Source organism: Pseudomonas sp. BN607 (assembly GCF_029871175.1).
GTDB lineage: Bacteria > Pseudomonadota > Gammaproteobacteria > Pseudomonadales > Pseudomonadaceae > Aquipseudomonas.
The window spans coordinates 48,973-64,137 of record NZ_SSOE01000042.1 but is presented as its reverse complement, the minus strand read 5'-3'; the positions used below and the strand labels follow the sequence as shown (position 1 = coordinate 64,137).

The 15,165-nt window shown below is 62.9% G+C and carries 14 protein-coding genes, 1 tRNA gene and 1 pseudogene; 8 read left to right on the top strand and 8 right to left on the bottom strand.

Features of this window, described 5'->3' with window-relative positions; genetic code table 11:
• Positions 1-112 precede the first annotated feature (112 nt).
• Entirely contained in the window at positions 113-1,225 is a 1,113-nt protein-coding gene (locus E8E68_RS11270) for an AlgP family protein (RefSeq protein ID WP_280341401.1), read from the top strand.
• Here the strand turns inward: E8E68_RS11270 and E8E68_RS11265 are convergent.
• Complete coding sequence (locus tag E8E68_RS11265) at positions 1,201-1,683, bottom strand: TIGR02444 family protein (RefSeq protein ID WP_266033571.1); 483 nt, start codon at positions 1,681-1,683, stop codon at positions 1,201-1,203. The genes E8E68_RS11270 and E8E68_RS11265 overlap by 25 nt on opposite strands.
• Positions 1,684-1,733: 50 nt before the next feature.
• Between E8E68_RS11265 and E8E68_RS11260 the strand changes: the two genes are divergently transcribed.
• The 3 genes from E8E68_RS11260 to E8E68_RS11250 all read left to right on the top strand — a co-directional run bounded on the left by E8E68_RS11260 (position 1,734) and on the right by E8E68_RS11250 (position 4,963).
• Positions 1,734-3,644 carry an ATP-binding cassette domain-containing protein gene (locus tag E8E68_RS11260; RefSeq protein WP_266033574.1) on the top strand — a complete coding sequence of 637 codons (1,911 nt, stop codon included), beginning with the start codon at positions 1,734-1,736 and terminating at the stop codon, positions 3,642-3,644.
• On the top strand, positions 3,644-4,231 hold the full coding sequence (locus tag E8E68_RS11255) for a mechanosensitive ion channel family protein (protein WP_110746789.1): 588 nt from the start codon (positions 3,644-3,646) through the stop codon (positions 4,229-4,231). Before E8E68_RS11260 ends, E8E68_RS11255 begins: the two co-directional genes overlap by 1 nt.
• Before the next feature lie 99 nt (positions 4,232-4,330).
• A complete protein-coding gene (locus tag E8E68_RS11250) occupies positions 4,331-4,963 on the top strand; it encodes a LysE family transporter (protein ID WP_110746792.1) in 633 nt (210 codons plus the stop codon).
• On the opposite strand, the pseudogene E8E68_RS11245 reads toward E8E68_RS11250, so the two are convergent.
• A pseudogene (locus E8E68_RS11245) lies at positions 4,926-5,747 on the bottom strand (slipin family protein). The gene E8E68_RS11250 and the pseudogene E8E68_RS11245 overlap by 38 nt on opposite strands.
• Positions 5,748-5,749: 2 nt before the next feature.
• The gene (locus E8E68_RS11240) at positions 5,750-7,096 is read right to left on the bottom strand and encodes a nodulation protein NfeD (RefSeq protein WP_280341394.1); all 1,347 of its coding nucleotides are present in this window, start codon (positions 7,094-7,096) and stop codon (positions 5,750-5,752) included.
• 98 nt (positions 7,097-7,194) lie between these two features.
• Between E8E68_RS11240 and E8E68_RS11235 the strand changes: the two genes are divergently transcribed.
• The 3 genes from E8E68_RS11235 to E8E68_RS11225 all read left to right on the top strand — a co-directional run bounded on the left by E8E68_RS11235 (position 7,195) and on the right by E8E68_RS11225 (position 8,665).
• Positions 7,195-7,653: a YbaK/EbsC family protein gene (locus E8E68_RS11235; protein ID WP_012270008.1), complete on the top strand. Its 459-nt coding sequence runs from the start codon at positions 7,195-7,197 to the stop codon at positions 7,651-7,653.
• A 61-nt stretch (positions 7,654-7,714) separates the two neighbouring features.
• Positions 7,715-7,957 (top strand): DUF2789 domain-containing protein, encoded by a 243-nt coding sequence (locus E8E68_RS11230; RefSeq protein WP_110746798.1) that lies wholly within the window; start codon positions 7,715-7,717, stop codon positions 7,955-7,957.
• 69 nt (positions 7,958-8,026) lie between these two features.
• A complete protein-coding gene (locus E8E68_RS11225; RefSeq protein ID WP_280341388.1) occupies positions 8,027-8,665 on the top strand; it encodes an NADH:ubiquinone oxidoreductase subunit N in 639 nt (212 codons plus the stop codon).
• A 6-nt stretch (positions 8,666-8,671) separates the two neighbouring features.
• On the opposite strand, the gene E8E68_RS11220 is transcribed toward E8E68_RS11225, so the two are convergent.
• The 5 genes from E8E68_RS11220 to E8E68_RS11200 all read right to left on the bottom strand — a co-directional run bounded on the left by E8E68_RS11220 (position 8,672) and on the right by E8E68_RS11200 (position 13,823).
• The gene (locus E8E68_RS11220; protein ID WP_266033595.1) at positions 8,672-9,109 is read right to left on the bottom strand and encodes a CBS domain-containing protein; all 438 of its coding nucleotides are present in this window, start codon (positions 9,107-9,109) and stop codon (positions 8,672-8,674) included.
• Between the two features lie 171 nt (positions 9,110-9,280).
• Entirely contained in the window at positions 9,281-11,011 is a 1,731-nt protein-coding gene (locus E8E68_RS11215; RefSeq protein ID WP_266033598.1) for a dipeptidase, read from the bottom strand.
• Positions 11,012-11,172: 161 nt separating this feature from the next.
• Positions 11,173-11,249 (bottom strand) — tRNA-Arg (locus tag E8E68_RS11210).
• A gap of 100 nt (positions 11,250-11,349) precedes the next feature.
• On the bottom strand, positions 11,350-12,213 hold the full coding sequence (locus E8E68_RS11205; RefSeq protein WP_110744849.1) for an ABC transporter ATP-binding protein: 864 nt from the start codon (positions 12,211-12,213) through the stop codon (positions 11,350-11,352).
• A complete protein-coding gene (locus tag E8E68_RS11200; RefSeq protein WP_280341383.1) occupies positions 12,210-13,823 on the bottom strand; it encodes an ABC transporter permease in 1,614 nt (537 codons plus the stop codon). Before E8E68_RS11200 ends, E8E68_RS11205 begins: the two co-directional genes overlap by 4 nt.
• A gap of 296 nt (positions 13,824-14,119) precedes the next feature.
• Here E8E68_RS11200 and E8E68_RS11195 point away from each other — a divergent pair, with 296 nt between their 5' ends.
• Positions 14,120-15,157 (top strand): ABC transporter substrate-binding protein, encoded by a 1,038-nt coding sequence (locus E8E68_RS11195; RefSeq protein ID WP_266033605.1) that lies wholly within the window; start codon positions 14,120-14,122, stop codon positions 15,155-15,157.
• Positions 15,158-15,165 lie beyond the last annotated feature (8 nt).

Here is a 15,165-nt window from a genome sequence, read left to right as displayed (position 1 = left end):
CAACTTTGCCCAGGCATGCAACGCGGCGTAAATATTACTGTCAACATGCCCTAGCGGCGGTAGCAGCAGAAGCATAGTATGAGCCGCAATCTCGTCAGCCAGGAGGTAAACCATGTCGGCCAAAAAGAAGCCAGTAAGTACGCCGTTACACCTGCTCCAACAACTTTCGGGCAGCCTGCTCGAACACTTGGAAGAGGCCTGCTCGCAAGCGCTGGCTGATGCGGAAAAACTGCTGGCCAAGTTGGAAAAGCAGCGTGGCAAGGCGCAGGAAAAACTGCACAACGGTCGCCTGAAACTGCAAGACGCAGCCAAGGCCGGTAAAGCCAAGGCGCAAACCAAGGCACAAAAAGCCATCGGCGAACTTGAACAACTGCTCGACTCCCTCAAGGAACGTCAAACCCAGACGCGTTCTTATATTCAACAACTCAAGCGTGATGCTCAAGACAGCCTCAAGCTCGCCCAGGGGGTAGGCAAGGTTCGTGAAGCCGCGGCCAAGGCCCTCGATTCGCGTGCTGCCAAACCAGCGGCCAAGCCAGCTGCCAGGGCGTCTGCTGCCAAACCAGCAGCCAAGCCTGCTGCCAGAACTTCTGCTGCCAAGCCTGCGGCGAAGCCAGCTGCCCGAACCACCGCTGCTGCCAAGCCTGCGGCGAAGCCAGCTGCCCGAGCCACCGCTGCTGCCAAGCCTGCGGCGAAGCCAGCTGCCCGAGCCACCGCTGCTGCCAAGCCTGCGGCGAAGCCAGCTGCCAAAGCCACTGCTGCTGCCAAGCCTGCGGCGAAGCCAGCGGCCAAAGCCACTGCTGCCGCCAAGCCTGCGGCGAAGCCAGCTGCCAAAGCCACTGCTGCCGCCAAGCCTGCGGCCAAAGCCACCGCTGCTGCCAAGGCTGTGGCGAAGCCAGCTGCCAAAGCCACCGCTGCTGCCAAGCCTGCGGCGAAGCCAGCGGCCAAAGCCACCGCTGCCGCCAAGCCTGCGGCGAAGCCAGCTGCCAAAGCCACAGCTGCTACCAAGCCTGCAGCCAAGCCAGCGGCAGCCAAAGCCACTGCCACCAAGCCTGCCGCAAAACCAGCTGCCGCCAAGCCTGTAGCCAGCAAGCCAGCCGAAGCCAAACCGTCTACGCCTGCCGCCAGCACTCCGGCTGCCGCAAGCAACTCGGCCACTCCGCCCGCTGCGGTAGCACCCTCGGCACCTGCCGGCACCCCGGCTCAGACGCCGTCTTCGGCGTCCTGAAGCGCAGCCGCCGCGACGCGCAACTGAACCAGCGCGTCGTTGTGGTGTGTCTGGTCCGGCGCCAGCCGGGCCAGCCAGTCATCCGTGGGTTCATGGGAATCCGCGGACCACTGCCGCGCATGCTCCTGCAAGCGTTCCAGCAAGGCCTTCTCGGCCTGCAATTCCAACCCTTTGAGTCGCTCACGCAACAGCCCCAGCTGGGCATCAGCCTGCGCGGCCGTTCGCCATTGCTGGCGCAGGCTGCGTAGCGGGGCGATCACTTCGCGTTGCCAGGGCTCGGCAACTGCTTTCAATGCCTGCGCACGCTCGTCCAGCACGGCAACGCCACGCGCCTGCAGCCAGGTTGCGCACAGGATCAGGCAGACATCGCCACCCAGCGCCTGCAACTCGAGGCAGGCCGCTTCCACGCCGGGCCTGGCGTACAAGGCCAGGGCGTGATTCCACAGGTCGGTGTGCATGGTTCCACTCGCGCTATGGGCCGAGGAAGCTGGTAGACTCCGCGACCATCATGATCAGACTATCCAACCTCACTTTACAGCGTGGTCCGCAGCGCTTGCTAGAAGGCGCCGAGATGACCCTGCACGCCGGTCACAAGGCCGGCCTGATCGGCGCCAACGGTGCCGGAAAATCCAGCCTGTTCGCCTTGCTGCGCGGTGAGCTGTCGCCCGATGCCGGCGATTGCCAGTTGCCCGGTGACTGGCGCATTGCCCACATGCGTCAGGAGGTCGACACCCTCGACCGCCTGGCCGTGGACTATGTGCTCGACGGCGACGTGCGCCTGCGCAAGGTCCAGGCCGAACTGGCCATCGCCGAGCAGGCCCACGACGGTACCGCCCTGGCGCGCCTGCACAGTGAGCTGGAAAGCGCCGACGGTTACACCGCCGACGCGCGCGCGCGCAAGCTGCTGGCCGGCCTGGGCTTCACCAACGAGCAGATGGACCGCCGTGTCGGAGACTTCTCCGGTGGCTGGCGGATGCGCCTGAACTTGGCCCAGGCGCTGATGTGTCCGTCCGACCTGCTGCTGCTCGACGAGCCCACCAACCACCTGGACCTCGATGCGATCCTGTGGCTGGAAGACTGGCTCAAGGGCTACCCCGGTACTCTGTTGTTGATCTCCCACGACCGTGACTTTCTCGATGCCGTGGTCGATCACGTGCTGCATGTCGAGCAGCGTAAGCTGAACCTCTACAAGGGTGGTTACACCGCCTTCGAGCGTACCCGTGCAGAGCGCCTGGCGCAGCAGCAGCAGGCGTACGAAAAGCAGCAGGCGCAGCGCGCGCACATGGAAAAGTACATCGCCCGCTTCAAGGCACAGGCCACCAAGGCCCGCCAGGCGCAGAGCCGGATCAAGGCCCTGGAGCGCATGGAAGAACTGTCTGCGGCGCACGTCGATTCGCCGTTCGACTTCGTCTTCCGCGAGTCGCAGAAAATCTCCAGCCCGTTGCTGAGCATGTCCGAAGGCCGCTTGGGTTATGGCGACAAGGCCATCCTCGACAAGGTCAAGCTACAGCTGACCCCCGGTGCGCGCATTGGCCTGCTGGGGCCCAACGGCGCTGGCAAGTCGACCCTGATCAAGAACCTTGCGGGTGAGCTGGAGCCGCTGTCGGGCCGCCTGGTCCGTGGCGAGAACCTGGCTGTTGGCTACTTTGCCCAGCACCAGCTGGACTCGCTGGACGACAAGGCCAGCCCGCTGCTGCACCTGCAGCGCATCGCCTCCACCGAGCGCGAACAGACTTTGCGTGATTTCCTCGGCGGCTTCGATTTCCACGGCGCCCGTTGCGACGAACCGGTGGTGAACTTCTCCGGGGGCGAAAAGGCGCGCCTGGCGCTGGCGCTGATAGCCTGGGAACGGCCGAACCTGTTGCTGCTCGACGAGCCGACCAACCACCTTGACCTGGAAATGCGCCTGGCGCTGACCATGGCATTGCAGGAATTTGCCGGTGCCGTGGTGGTGGTGTCTCACGACCGTCACCTGCTCAAGAGCACCACCGACGACTTCTTGCTGGTGGCGGACGGCAAGGTCGAACCCTTCGACGGAGACCTGGACGACTACAGCCGCTGGCTGGTCGAGTACCGCCAGCGCAGCGCGCCGGCCAGCACGGCCCCGGTCAACCCGGACAAGACCGACAAGAAGGCCCAGCGTCAGGCTGCCGCGGCCTTGCGTCAGCAACTGGCGCCGCACAAGAAGGCCGCCGACAAGCTGGAAACCGAGCTCAACCAGGTCCACGTGCAACTGGCCGAGATCGAGACCGCGTTGGGTGACGGTGGCCTCTACGAAGCGGCGCGCAAGGACGAATTGCGCGACCTGCTGGCGCGCCAGACCAAGCTCAAGCAACGCGAAGGTGAGCTGGAAGAAGCCTGGATGGAGGCGCTGGAAACCCTGGAGAGCATGCAGTCCGAGCTCGAGGCGCTGTCCTGATGGAGGAACTGCGTTCGCTGCTGCCTGGGCAATGGATGGACACCTTCTGGCTGGGCTTGCAGATTCTCTTGATCATGGTGGCGGCGTTCGTCCTGCAGCGCATCATTGCTCGCGGGTTGAGCCGCCTGGGCCAGCGTTACCCGTTGCCGCCAGAACTGCTGGTGCCGGTGCGTGGCAGCCTGCGCTGGCTGATCATGGGCAGCGCGCTGCTGTTCGTGCTGGAGCGGCTGGGCGTGTCGGCGACCGTGCTGTGGACGGCCTTGTCCGGCTTTGTCGCGGTGGCGGCAGTGGCTTTCTTCGCCATGTGGAGCGTGCTGTCCAACCTGCTGTGCGCGGTACTGATCTTCACGGTCGGGCCGTTTCGCATCGGCGACGTAGTCGAACTGGTCGATACGCTGGACAAGCCAGGCGTGAAGGGGCGGGTGATCGCTATCAATCTGCTGTTTACCACCCTGCTGGAAGTGCCCGAAGCGGGCGGGGCGCTGGTGCAGGTGCCCAATAGCCAGTTCTTCCAGAAGTCGGTGCGGCGCTGGCGCGGGGCCGAGGTACAGGCCCTGCACAAAGAAACAGCTACCGAAGCTGACTGAACCTGGCCTGGCCCTATGAATCCATCAGAAATTACTGGTTATTTTTTCACCAAAACCTTAGCTTAACGCTTTGCAACAAATGTTCGAGCGAGGTGTGTGATGTCGATGGAAGTATGGTTGGGCTTCTTTGCCGCCTGTTGGGTGATCAGCCTTTCACCCGGTGCCGGGGCGATTGCCTCGATGTCCAGCGGCCTGCAATACGGCTTCTGGCGCGGCTACTGGAACGCCCTGGGCCTGCAACTGGGCCTGATTGTACAAATCGCCATCATTGCCGCCGGCGTGGGCGCCGTATTGGCAGCCTCGGCCACGGCCTTCCAGTTCATCAAATGGTTCGGCGTCGCCTACCTCGTCTATCTGGCCTACAAGCAATGGCGCGCCCTGCCGATGGACATGTCCGATGAGTCCGGCGTACGCCCGATCGGCAAGCCGCTGAGCCTGGTGTTCCGCGGGTTCCTGGTCAACGTCAGCAACCCCAAGGCGCTGGTGTTCATGCTGGCGGTGCTGCCGCAGTTCATCAACCCACATGCACCGTTGCTGCCGCAGTATGTGGCGATCACTGTGACCATGATCACCGTGGACATGCTGGTGATGGCGGGGTACACCGGGTTGGCTTCCCGGGTGTTGCGCTTGCTGCGTACGCCCAAGCAGCAAAAGCGCCTGAACCGGACTTTTGCCGGGCTGTTCATCGGTGCGGCTACCTTCCTGGCGACCTTGCGCCGCGCGCCGCTCTGATGTACCGCTGGGGCCCGGCCGGGCCCCAGCTCTATTTCTGCTTGTCTACCAGCCCCGTCAGCAAGTCCACCGGCATAGGGAAGACAATGGTCGAAGTCCTGTCTCCCGCAATCGCCCCCAGCGTCTGCATATAGCGCAACTGCATCGCCCCCGGTTCCTTGCCCAGCATTTGCGCCGCCTGCATGAGTTTCTCTGACGCCTGCAATTCCCCCTCGGCATGGATCACCTTGGCCCGCCGCTCGCGTTCGGCCTCGGCCTGCCGAGCGATGGCGCGTACCATCGATTCGTTGAGGTCGACATGCTTGATCTCGACGTTGGCCACCTTGATGCCCCAGGCATCGGTTTGCGCATCCAGCACCTGGCGAATATCCGCATTCAGTTGCTCCCGTTCGGCCAGCAACTCATCCAGTTCGTGCTTGCCCAGCACCGCACGCAGCGTGGTCTGGGCCAACTGGCTGGTCGCCACCAGAAAGTCCTCGACCTGGATGATCGCCTTTTGCGGGTCGAGCACGCGGAAGTAGAGCACCGCGTTGACTTTGACCGAAACGTTGTCGCGAGTGATGACATCTTGTGGCGGTACATCCAGCACCACCGTGCGCAGGTCGACCCGCACCATTTGCTGGATCACCGGGATCAACAGGATCAGCCCTGGCCCCTTCACCTGCCAGAAGCGCCCCAACTGGAACACCACGCCGCGCTCGTATTCGCGCAGGATGCGAAACGCCGACAGCACCAGCAGCCCCAGTACGATCAGCACCGCACCGATACCCACTTGCATGAACATGGTCAGTCTCCTTGCGTCGCAGGCGCGGCGGCGCTCACGTCCAGCATCACGCCATGGCGCGCGGTCACCCGCACGCGCTGGCCGGCTTGCAGTGGCGTCGGACACTGCACTTGCCATTGCTCACCCTGGGCCAGTACGACGCCACGCAGCGGGTCGGCTGCCATCACCTGGGTGACGGTAACCAGGCTGCCGACCAGGCCGGCGTCACCGCTGACCAGCGCCCGCTGGCGTGCCTTGAGGGCCATGGCCAGCACGCCGCCGATGAGCAGGGCCGAAAGCACTGCCAAGGTACCGATCAAGACCAGCGGGATGCCGAAGCCCGGGGCATCGGTGTCGATCAGGATCAGCGCGCCGAACACAAAGGCAACGATGCCGCCAAAGCCGACCACGCCGAAACTGGGCAGGAAGGCTTCGGCGATCATGAAGGCGATGCCGAGCAGGATCAGCGCTACCCCGGCGAAGCTCACGGGTAATAGTTGCAGGGCGTAAAGCGCCAACAGCAGGCAGATGCCACCGACCACACCCCCTACCGTAGAGCCGGGGATCATGAATTCGAACAGCAGGCCGTACACGCCGATCATGATCAGGATCAGCGCCACGCTGGGGTTGGTGATCACCGCCAGTAGCCGTGTGCGCCAGTCCGGCAGGTGCTCCACCAGGCTGGCGCCGGCGGTCTGCAACTGGCGTGGCTGGCCGGCGACCTCCAACGTTTTGCCATCGAGCTTGCGCAGCAGGGTGGGCAGGTCATCGGCTATCTGGTCGATCACATTCAGCCGCAAGGCCTCGCTGGCGGGCAGGCTGACGGCCTCGCGCACGGCCTTCTCGGCCCAATCGGCATTGCGCCCGCGCAGTTGTGCCAGGCCGCGGATGTAGGCAGCGGCGTCGTTGACCTGCTTATGTGTCAGGGTTTCATCATTGCTGCCCTTGGCCTTGTCGTCTTTGGGTGCACCTGGGAGGCCGCCGATCTGCACGGGCGTGGCGGCGCCCAGGTTGGTGCCGGGGGCCATCGCGGCGACATGGCTGGCGTAAAGAATATAGGTGCCGGCGCTGGCCGCGCGGGCACCGCTGGGGGCAACGTAGGTGGCAACCGGCACGGGGCTGGCGAGAATCGCTTTGATCATCTGACGCATGGCGCCGTCCAGGCCACCGGGGGTGTCCATGCGGAGCACCACCAGTTGTGCGCCCTGTGCCTGGGCCTGGTCGAGGCTGCGTACCAGGTAGTCGGCGCTGGCTGGCCCGATCGCGTCATCGATGTCGAGTACCCACACCGCAGCGGGCGCTGCCTGGCCACCTGACGTGATGCCAAGCAGCAACAGCACCAACAGCCAGCGCCAGCAGCGGGCGATCACCTGTCGTCACCTCGTTTGCCCTTCCTTCACAAGTTTAGCCCTGGCTGGCGCTACCCGGCCTAAAATTGAAGATTGGGGGGCGAAACCGGAGGTGCATCATGCGTATGGCAAAAACCCTGCAGGCCCGCCTGGACAAGGCCAACTGCGACTACGACATCATTCCCCATCCACATTCGGCCACCAGCCTGGAGTCGGCACGCACGGCCGGCGTACCCGCCGAGCGGGTCGCCAAGTCAGTGATGCTCGATGACCGTCATGGCAACTACATCATGGCCGTGCTACCCGCCAACCGGCACTTGGACATGAGCAAGGTACGCATGTCAGGGGCTTGGCAGCTGACCCGCGAAAGCGGCCTGCCAAGCCTGTTCAATGACTGCGAACGCGGTGCCGTGCCGGCCCTTGGCGATGCCTATCAAATAAAGATGCTGCTTGATCCGAGTCTTACCCGCCAGGGCGATGTCTATCTGGAGGCAGGTGATCATGATCATCTGATTCATATGAGCATGGAGCAGTACATGAAGCTGGTACCGCACGCCGAAGTGCGAGAGCTGTGCTGATGTTTTCACACCAATGCCAGACGGGCGTCGTGGACGGCCTGCCTGGCGCTCAGGAGGAACCATGGAAGCGCCGATCCATCCCTTTGCCGACCTGTTCAAACAGTTGGGCTTGCCCGACGATCCCAAGAGTATCGATCAGTTCATCACCAGCCATTCGCCGTTGAAGAACGAGATAAAGCTGGTGGATGCACCGTTCTGGAGCGACTCCCAGCGTGCTTTTCTCAAGGAAAGCATCATTGAAGATTCCGATTGGGCCGTGCCCTTCGATCAACTCAACGAAGCGTTGCGCCGCCCCCGAAAATAAAGCGCCGAGCGGCACCTGACGAGTCATTGGCCGTTGCTATGCTCAGGAAAACAATAAGGGGATGGCGCGATGAAAGATCCCTATGCACCAGGTTTCTGGTGCTCCGTGACGATCCTGGGCACCCTGACGGCCAGTTACTTTTACGGCATCAGGCAGGCGCAACAGATGAACCAGGCGGTGCATTTTCTGTATGCGGCTGCCGCTGTCACCGTGGCAGTTGTACTGGTGGCGCTGACCTGGATTGCCTGGCAGCAGTTGCACCTGAACAAGCGCGAAGTGATTCAGGGACGAACGTTGCTGACCATCTGGAACACCAAGGTGGCGCTGCGCCGCGTCGAGACCGTATTCGACCGCTACTTCTGGGGCAGCTACTGGCATTCGGGGCGCACGTTCGAAGAGGTCATGGGTGAGCTCAAGGGCACGCCGCTGGAGCAGAGCCTGGAGGCCCTGAAGCGCCAGTGTCGTGTACTCGACCGAGAAATCCATGACCACCATCATCATTGGCTGGCCAATGCCCGCGACCTGTCCAGCGTGGCGCAGGCCATGGCCCGTGACCGCTACCAGCTGGACCTGGGCGAGCCCACCTGCAGTGGCCATGGCAATACTGCAGTGCTCAACCGTGACCTGGAGGTGCTGGTGTACACCTGGTCGGCGCGCCTGCGCAGCTTTGACCATCAGCTGGACGAGCTGGAGCGCACCTACCATTGAGAGGTTTCATTCGCCGCGGATGTACTGCTCAAGCTGCTTGATGAGGCTGGCTTGCTCAGTGATGGTTTCCTTGACCAGGTCACCGATCGACAGCAGGCCGAGCAGCTTGCCGTTGTCGACCACCGGCAGGTGACGCAGGTGGCGATCGGTCATCAGGTTCATGCAGAAATCCAGCTTCTGCTTGGGTTCCACGGTCACCACAGGCGCACTCATGATTTCGCGCACCGGGGTGGCGGCAGAAGAGCGCCCCTTGAGTACCAGCTTGCGTGCATAGTCCCGTTCACTGACGATACCCACCACCTGGGTGCCTTCTACCACAGGCAACGCACCGACGTTTTTCTCCGCCAGCATTTTCAGGGCGTCGAGCACCGAGTCATCCGGGCCGATGGTGTAAACGGTCTGGTGCTGGGACTTGGTCTTGAGGATTTGTTCGACGGTCTTCATACGGGCCTCTGCGGGTGAAAAAAGCGCTGTCTCGGAGTAACTAAAGCATCCGGTACGGCGCTCTGCACGGCAATGCAGGAAACGGCATGGAGTTGATTGAAAAACGTCATTGATCTGCGCTTGTAGCGCCCTCTCCGCGGCTTTAGCCGCGAGGGGGGGCGCCACTGCCGATCAAAGCTTCGGCATCTGCCCGATCCGCGCCACCATTTCACTAACCACCTGCAAGTCCAGCATGAACTGCTCCACGGTCTTGAACTCGTTGTCGTTGTGCCCGGTGTATTTCACGTCTGGCATAGCCAGGCCGAACTGGACGCCGTTGGGCAGGTCGTGGACCGAGGTCGCACCAGCGGACGTGCCGAACGCGTGCTTCATGCCCAGGTTCTCGCTGGCCACCGCCAGCAGAGCCTTGACCCATTCGCCTTCGGGGTTGCGGTACATCGGCTCGTCCAGGCTGTAGTCGAAGGCTACGGAGATGTGGCTTTGCCGCGTCCATTGGCCCAGTTTGCCCGCCAGTTCATCCTTGATCGCGGCAATCGGCTTGCCTTTGGGAATACGCAGGTTCACCGCCAGCTTCAGGCCTTTGTCATCCACACCGACAAAGGTCGGCGAGGCGGTCAGCGGGCCCATGAACGGGTCCTTGAAGGCCACGCCAAGCTTGTTGCCCAGGTAGTCCAGGCCCCAGTTGTCGGCGGCGTAGCGAGCGGCGTCGGTGAAGTGGTTGTGCTTGAGCGGTACCTGGTTGCCCAGGCCGTTGATGAAGTCGAGCATGCGTGCCACCGGGTTGACTCCGGATTCCGGTTCCGAGGAGTGGGCGGAAACCCCGGTAACCGTGAGCAGCACATGCTTGCCGTCGGCCCTGGCATCGATGCTGAAATCACCGCCATGCTGTTTGACATATTTGCCGCCGGCTTGCTGCAAATGCTTGGCCAGCGCTGCCGGGTTGTCGGTGATGAGGGTAGCCACTGAAGTGGTCGGGATCTGGTTGGTGGCCAGGCCGCCGGTCAGGTTGATGATTTCAGCACCCTTGCCAGTGGCTGGCCGCTTGCTGAAGCTGGCCATGACCGTGCCGTAGCCTTTTTCAGCGATCACCACCGGGTAGCCACCATCCAGGGCCAGGTTGTAGTCGGGCGTGGGGTTGCGCTCGAAGTAGTAGGGAATGGCATCACCGCTGGTTTCTTCCGTGGTGTCGATCAGCAGCTTGAACTGCCGGGCCAGCGGCAGGTTTTCGTCCTTGGCCACTTTCAGTGCGTACATCGCTACGACAATGCCGTTCTTGTCGTCTTCGGTGCCGCGGCCGTACATGCGGTCGCCAACCAGGGTGACTTTGAACGGGTCCAGGCGCGTGCCGTCGGCCAGTTTCCAGTTGTCCGGGTTGACCGGCACCACGTCGGCGTGGGCATGGATGCCGATCACTTCCTTGCCGCTGCCCAGCGAAATCTCGTAAACCCGGTTGTCGATGTTGCGGAAGGCCAGGCCAAAGCTGTCGGCCAGTGCCTTGATCTTGTCGGCGACTTTGAGGAACTCAGGGTTTTCGTACTGGGGCGTGCCCTCGACATTGAAGGTGGGGATGGCCACCAGTTCCTTCAGGGTTTCAGTAGCAGCCTTGCCGTACTTGATTCGCGTGTACAGGCCGAGCAGGCGGTTGATCTCATCCTGTTGTTCGGCAGCCAGCTGTTTGCCGGCCAGGTAGGCGTCCAGGGTTGCTTCAATGTTGTTGGCCTTGGCCAGGTCACTGCCTTTGAGCTTGCCGAGGAACTGCTTGAAATCGCTTGGGTCGCTGCCGTCGAAGGCTTTGACGATGGCGGCGGATTGCTGCTGGGAGAGGTTGGCCTGGGCCGGCTGTGTGAACAGACCGATGCTGGCCAGCAGCAAAGTGGTGGCGGTAAGTTTTTTCAGGTGCATGGTTGCGCGCATTCCTTCGCCAATCATTGTTATGGGTGACCCGTTCGGAAAACGGGAAGACGCCCACGCTAACACCAATGACCAGTGGCACGGGAGTGCCAGAAATGCGACATGTCGCACAAACGAAAAAGCCCCGGGCGTAGGCCCAGGGCTTTTTGATATGGCGCACTCGGCGGGATTCGAACCCACGACCCCTGCCTTCGGAGGGCAGTACTCTATCCAGCTGAGCTACGAGTGCAACGCGCAGGCATCATACCCATCTGCGCCGTTGGAGTCCATCGCCTTGATCTGTAGCCTTTTTTACCCTTTTAGAGCAGATCCCCTGCGGGGGCTGCAAGTCAGAGTGCTATCAGCTCTGGCCGCAGCCCTTCTACCCGGCGAGCCGGCGCTGGCAGGTAGTCACCGTCGCCGGTGATCTGGTGTAGCACTTTTTCGCGCAGGCCGTGCAGGGCCACGCCGGTGCGCAAGCGCGGGTGCGGCAGGTCGATTTCCACCACCGACTTGATCCGCCCCGGACGCGGCTCCAGCACCACTACCCGGTCGGCCAGGTAAGTGGCTTCCTCCGCATCGTGGGTCACCAGCAGGATAGTGATGCCGGCCCGTTCGCGAATGGCCAGCAGCTCGTCCTGCAATTGTTGGCGGGTCAATGCATCCAGCGCGCCGAATGGCTCGTCGAGCAACAGGATACGCGGGCTGGCGACCAGGCCACGGGCGATCGCCACGCGCTGCGCCATGCCGCCGGACAACTGGTGCGGGTAGGCCGACTCAAAGCCGACCAGCCCCACCAGTTGTACGAATTCATGCACCCGCCGGGCGCGTTCGCCTTGGGTGAGCGGCTCGTTGACCAGGCCCAGGGCGATGTTCTGTTCCACGTTCAACCACGGAAACAGGCGGTGCTCCTGAAACACGATGCCGCGCTCGCCACCTATGCCGCCGACCGCATGGCCGTCGACCCGAATGCTGCCACTGTAGTCCGTATCCAGCCCCACCAGCAGGCGCAGCAGGGTGGACTTGCCACAGCCAGAGGCGCCCACGATGGCGATGAACTCGCCCTGATTGATCGACAGGTTGAAGTTGCGGATGGCCTCGAGCGGTTGGCCGTCGACGCAGAATACTTTGCCAACCTCCTCGAAACTTACCAAGGGTGGGGTGGCGTCGGGCTGGTTCGCCGCGTGCAGGTGCGAGGTGTTGAAGGCGTTCATGCGGTTCTCCAGCGCGTCGCGCGCGATTCAAGGCGTTGTCCAAGGGTGCCGAGCAGGGCGCCGACCAGGCCGATCAGCAGCATGGCGGCCATCACCTGGTCCATGCGGAACAGTTGCTGCGCGCCGATCATCAGGCTGGCGATCCCGCCGTCCGAGGGCATGAAGTATTCGGCGCCAATGGTGCCTAGCCAGGCGTAGATCAGCGATAGCCGCAGGCCGGCGAAGATCGCCGGTGCCGCGCCGGGCAGCACCAGCAGGCGCAAGCGCTGCCAAAGGTTCAGGCGCAGGGTGCGGGCCGCTTCGCCAAGTTGCGGCGAGAGGCTGGCAATGCCCCGTTGGGTGGCGATAAGCAGCGGGAAGAACGCCGCCATGCCGACAAACACCTGTTTGGCCCCTTCACCCAGCCCGAACCAGGCGGTGAGCAGCGGTACCCAGGCGAACAGGGCCACTTGGCGTACTGCTGTCAGGCTTGCGCCGAACAGGCGCTCGGCATGGCTGGACAACCCCAGCAGCAACCCGGCCAACAGGCCTGCACTGCCGCCCAGTAGCAGGCCGCTCAGGGTGCGCTGCAGGCTCAGCAGCAAGGCCTGCGGCAGTGATCCATCGGCCAGGCCGGTCAACAAGGTCCGCAGCACTTCAAGTGGCGAGGTCAGGATGTTGCTGTCGACCCAGCCAAAGCGGGTGCTGGCCTGCCACAATGCCAACAGCGCCAGCGGTAGCAGCAGGCTTTGCCAGCCGCTCGGTACGGGACCACGCTGCTGTTCCCCGGTGGCCGCTTGCGGCCAGTACAGCAGGCGCTTTTCCACTGCTGAAAAGCCATGCTCCAGCACCGCGCCGACCAGGCCGATCACCAGGATGTACAGCAGCACCAGGTCGAGCATGAACAGCTGCCGGCCCCACACCATCAGGTAACCGATACCTTCGCTGGAGGCCAGCAGCTCGACCGCCAGCAGCGAGGTCCAGCCGGTGGCCAAGGCCAGGCGTATGCCCGTAAGGAAGGCGGGCAGGGCGGCCGGCAGCAACAGGCGTAGAAAGAGCAGGTGACGCGGCAGGCGCAATGCTGCAGCAGCCTCACGCAGCTTGGGCTGGGCATCGCGCACCCCAACCAGCGTGTGCAAGGTGACGGGGACCACCACTGCTTTCACCAGTACCACCAGCTTGAGCAGCTCACCAATGCCGAAGAACAGCATGAACAACGGAATCCAGGCCAGCGTGGGAATCTGCGCCAGCGCCACGAAGGTCGGCAAAACCAAAGTCTGAGCCCGCCGCGAGCCTCCCAGCCACACCCCCAGCAGCAAACCGCTGCCGATGCCGACCGCCAGCCCCCAGAACAGTCGCTGTAGGCTTATCCACAGGTGCCCCCACAGCTCGCCGGAGCCGAACTCCAAAGCGCTCTGCCACACCAGCGCTGGCGCCGGCAGTATCTGCTCGCTCATCCAGTGCTGCCGACTGGCCAGCACCCAAAGCAGGGCAATGGCTACCGGCATCACCCAAGGCAACACCCACTGTGCAAAGGCTGCGCGGCCCCTGTGGGAGCGGCCTTGCGCCGCGAATGGGCCGCCCAGCGGCCCCCGAGGCCACCCCCGATCCCTATTAAGAACTCCATTCATCGGCCATTTCTCGCGACGTTTTTAGTTTATGCATTTAAGGAATTAAAAAATCTCAAAATAAACTTTCAAGAGATAAGATCATGCACTCACTGCATCCGGAAGCCCCTATCCATTGCGTTTTCCTCATATTTTCCATGCGTTTTCCGCAACCCTGGCTCGGGGCCGCATAGCACGTGATTTATGTCTTTCAGTTACTTAAAAATGAAGTTTTGATCTTTGTAGGTTCTAACCAGACCTGCCTAGCTTCTGGCCAAAGCGCGGCCATCGCCGGTGGCAGCCTGCCAAGGAGCCTTGCCATGAACACCCCGTTGCGTCACTTGATAACCGCCCTTGGGCTGGCCTTCAGCCTCAGCGGCCATGCCGCTGAACCCGCCAAGCCGCAAAGTATCCGCATCGCCGTGCCCGACCTTAGCGCTGGCAGCAAGCCCAGCGCCGGTGGCGTGGTCGATGTGTTGCGTGACCAGCAACTGCTGGAGAAGGAATTCGCCAAGGATGGCATCCGCATCGACTGGCATTTCTTCAAGGGCGCCGGGCCTGTGGTGAACGAAGCGTTGGCCAATGGCCAGGCGGACTTCGCCTACCTGGGCGACCTGGCAGCGATCGTCGGCAAGGCCAACGGCCTCGACACCCGTGTGCTGTCTGCTGGCGTGCGCGGGGTAAAAAGCTACCTGGGTGTGGTGCCCGGCTCTGGCATCAATACCTTGCACGACCTCAAGGGCAAGCGCGTTGCGGTATTCCGCGGTACTGCCAACCAGCTGTCGTTCGCCAGCGCCCTTGCCAGCCAGGGCCTGAGCGAGCGCGAGCTGAAAGTGATCAACCTCGATTTCAATGCCGCCAACGCTGCGCTGGCGGCAAAGCAGGTCGACGCCACCTGGGGGCTGTCCAACCTGCTGTCGCTGCGAGAGCGTGGACTGGTCGAGTTGCCCGTCAATTCGCGTGACCTGCAGGGTGCCGGCAGTACCCAGGCAGTGCTGCTGGGCACTGGCGATTTCATACGTAAATACCCCGAGCTGGTGCAGCGCCTGGTCAATGCCCAAGAGCAGGCAAGCGCCTGGCTACGCGACGAGCACAACCGCGAGGCCTACATCGACCTGGTGGCCAGCAACGCCAATTGGCCGCGCAGCATCCTCAGCGATGACCTGGCCAAAGAAGACCTTGCCCACTACTTCGACCCGCGGCTGGACGCCGACTTTGTCAGCCAGTTGCAGCAGGGCGTCGACCTGGCAGCCAAGGAGCGCCTGATCCGCCGTGGCTTCCAGGTGGCCGACTGGATCGAACCGCGTTTCCTCGATACCGCGCTGAAACAGGAACAGGCCGTACAGGCCACCCGCTGAACCCGCAA

Bases quoted from the DNA above. Each gene is read 5' to 3' on its own strand.
- E8E68_RS11270 (WP_280341401.1), top strand. From the start codon at position 113: ATGTCGGCCAAAAAGAAGCCAGTAAGTACGCCGTTACACCTGCTCCAA.
- E8E68_RS11265 (WP_266033571.1), bottom strand. From the start codon at position 1,683: ATGCACACCGACCTGTGGAATCACGCCCTGGCCTTGTACGCCAGGCCC.
- E8E68_RS11260 (WP_266033574.1), top strand. From the start codon at position 1,734: ATGATCAGACTATCCAACCTCACTTTACAGCGTGGTCCGCAGCGCTTG.
- E8E68_RS11255 (WP_110746789.1), top strand. From the start codon at position 3,644: ATGGAGGAACTGCGTTCGCTGCTGCCTGGGCAATGGATGGACACCTTC.
- E8E68_RS11250 (WP_110746792.1), top strand. From the start codon at position 4,331: ATGTCGATGGAAGTATGGTTGGGCTTCTTTGCCGCCTGTTGGGTGATC.
- E8E68_RS11235 (WP_012270008.1), top strand. From the start codon at position 7,195: ATGCGTATGGCAAAAACCCTGCAGGCCCGCCTGGACAAGGCCAACTGC.
- E8E68_RS11230 (WP_110746798.1), top strand. From the start codon at position 7,715: ATGGAAGCGCCGATCCATCCCTTTGCCGACCTGTTCAAACAGTTGGGC.
- E8E68_RS11225 (WP_280341388.1), top strand. From the start codon at position 8,027: ATGAAAGATCCCTATGCACCAGGTTTCTGGTGCTCCGTGACGATCCTG.
- E8E68_RS11220 (WP_266033595.1), bottom strand. From the start codon at position 9,109: ATGAAGACCGTCGAACAAATCCTCAAGACCAAGTCCCAGCACCAGACC.
- E8E68_RS11215 (WP_266033598.1), bottom strand. From the start codon at position 11,011: ATGCACCTGAAAAAACTTACCGCCACCACTTTGCTGCTGGCCAGCATC.
- E8E68_RS11205 (WP_110744849.1), bottom strand. From the start codon at position 12,213: ATGAACGCCTTCAACACCTCGCACCTGCACGCGGCGAACCAGCCCGAC.
- E8E68_RS11200 (WP_280341383.1), bottom strand. From the start codon at position 13,823: ATGAATGGAGTTCTTAATAGGGATCGGGGGTGGCCTCGGGGGCCGCTG.
- E8E68_RS11195 (WP_266033605.1), top strand. From the start codon at position 14,120: ATGAACACCCCGTTGCGTCACTTGATAACCGCCCTTGGGCTGGCCTTC.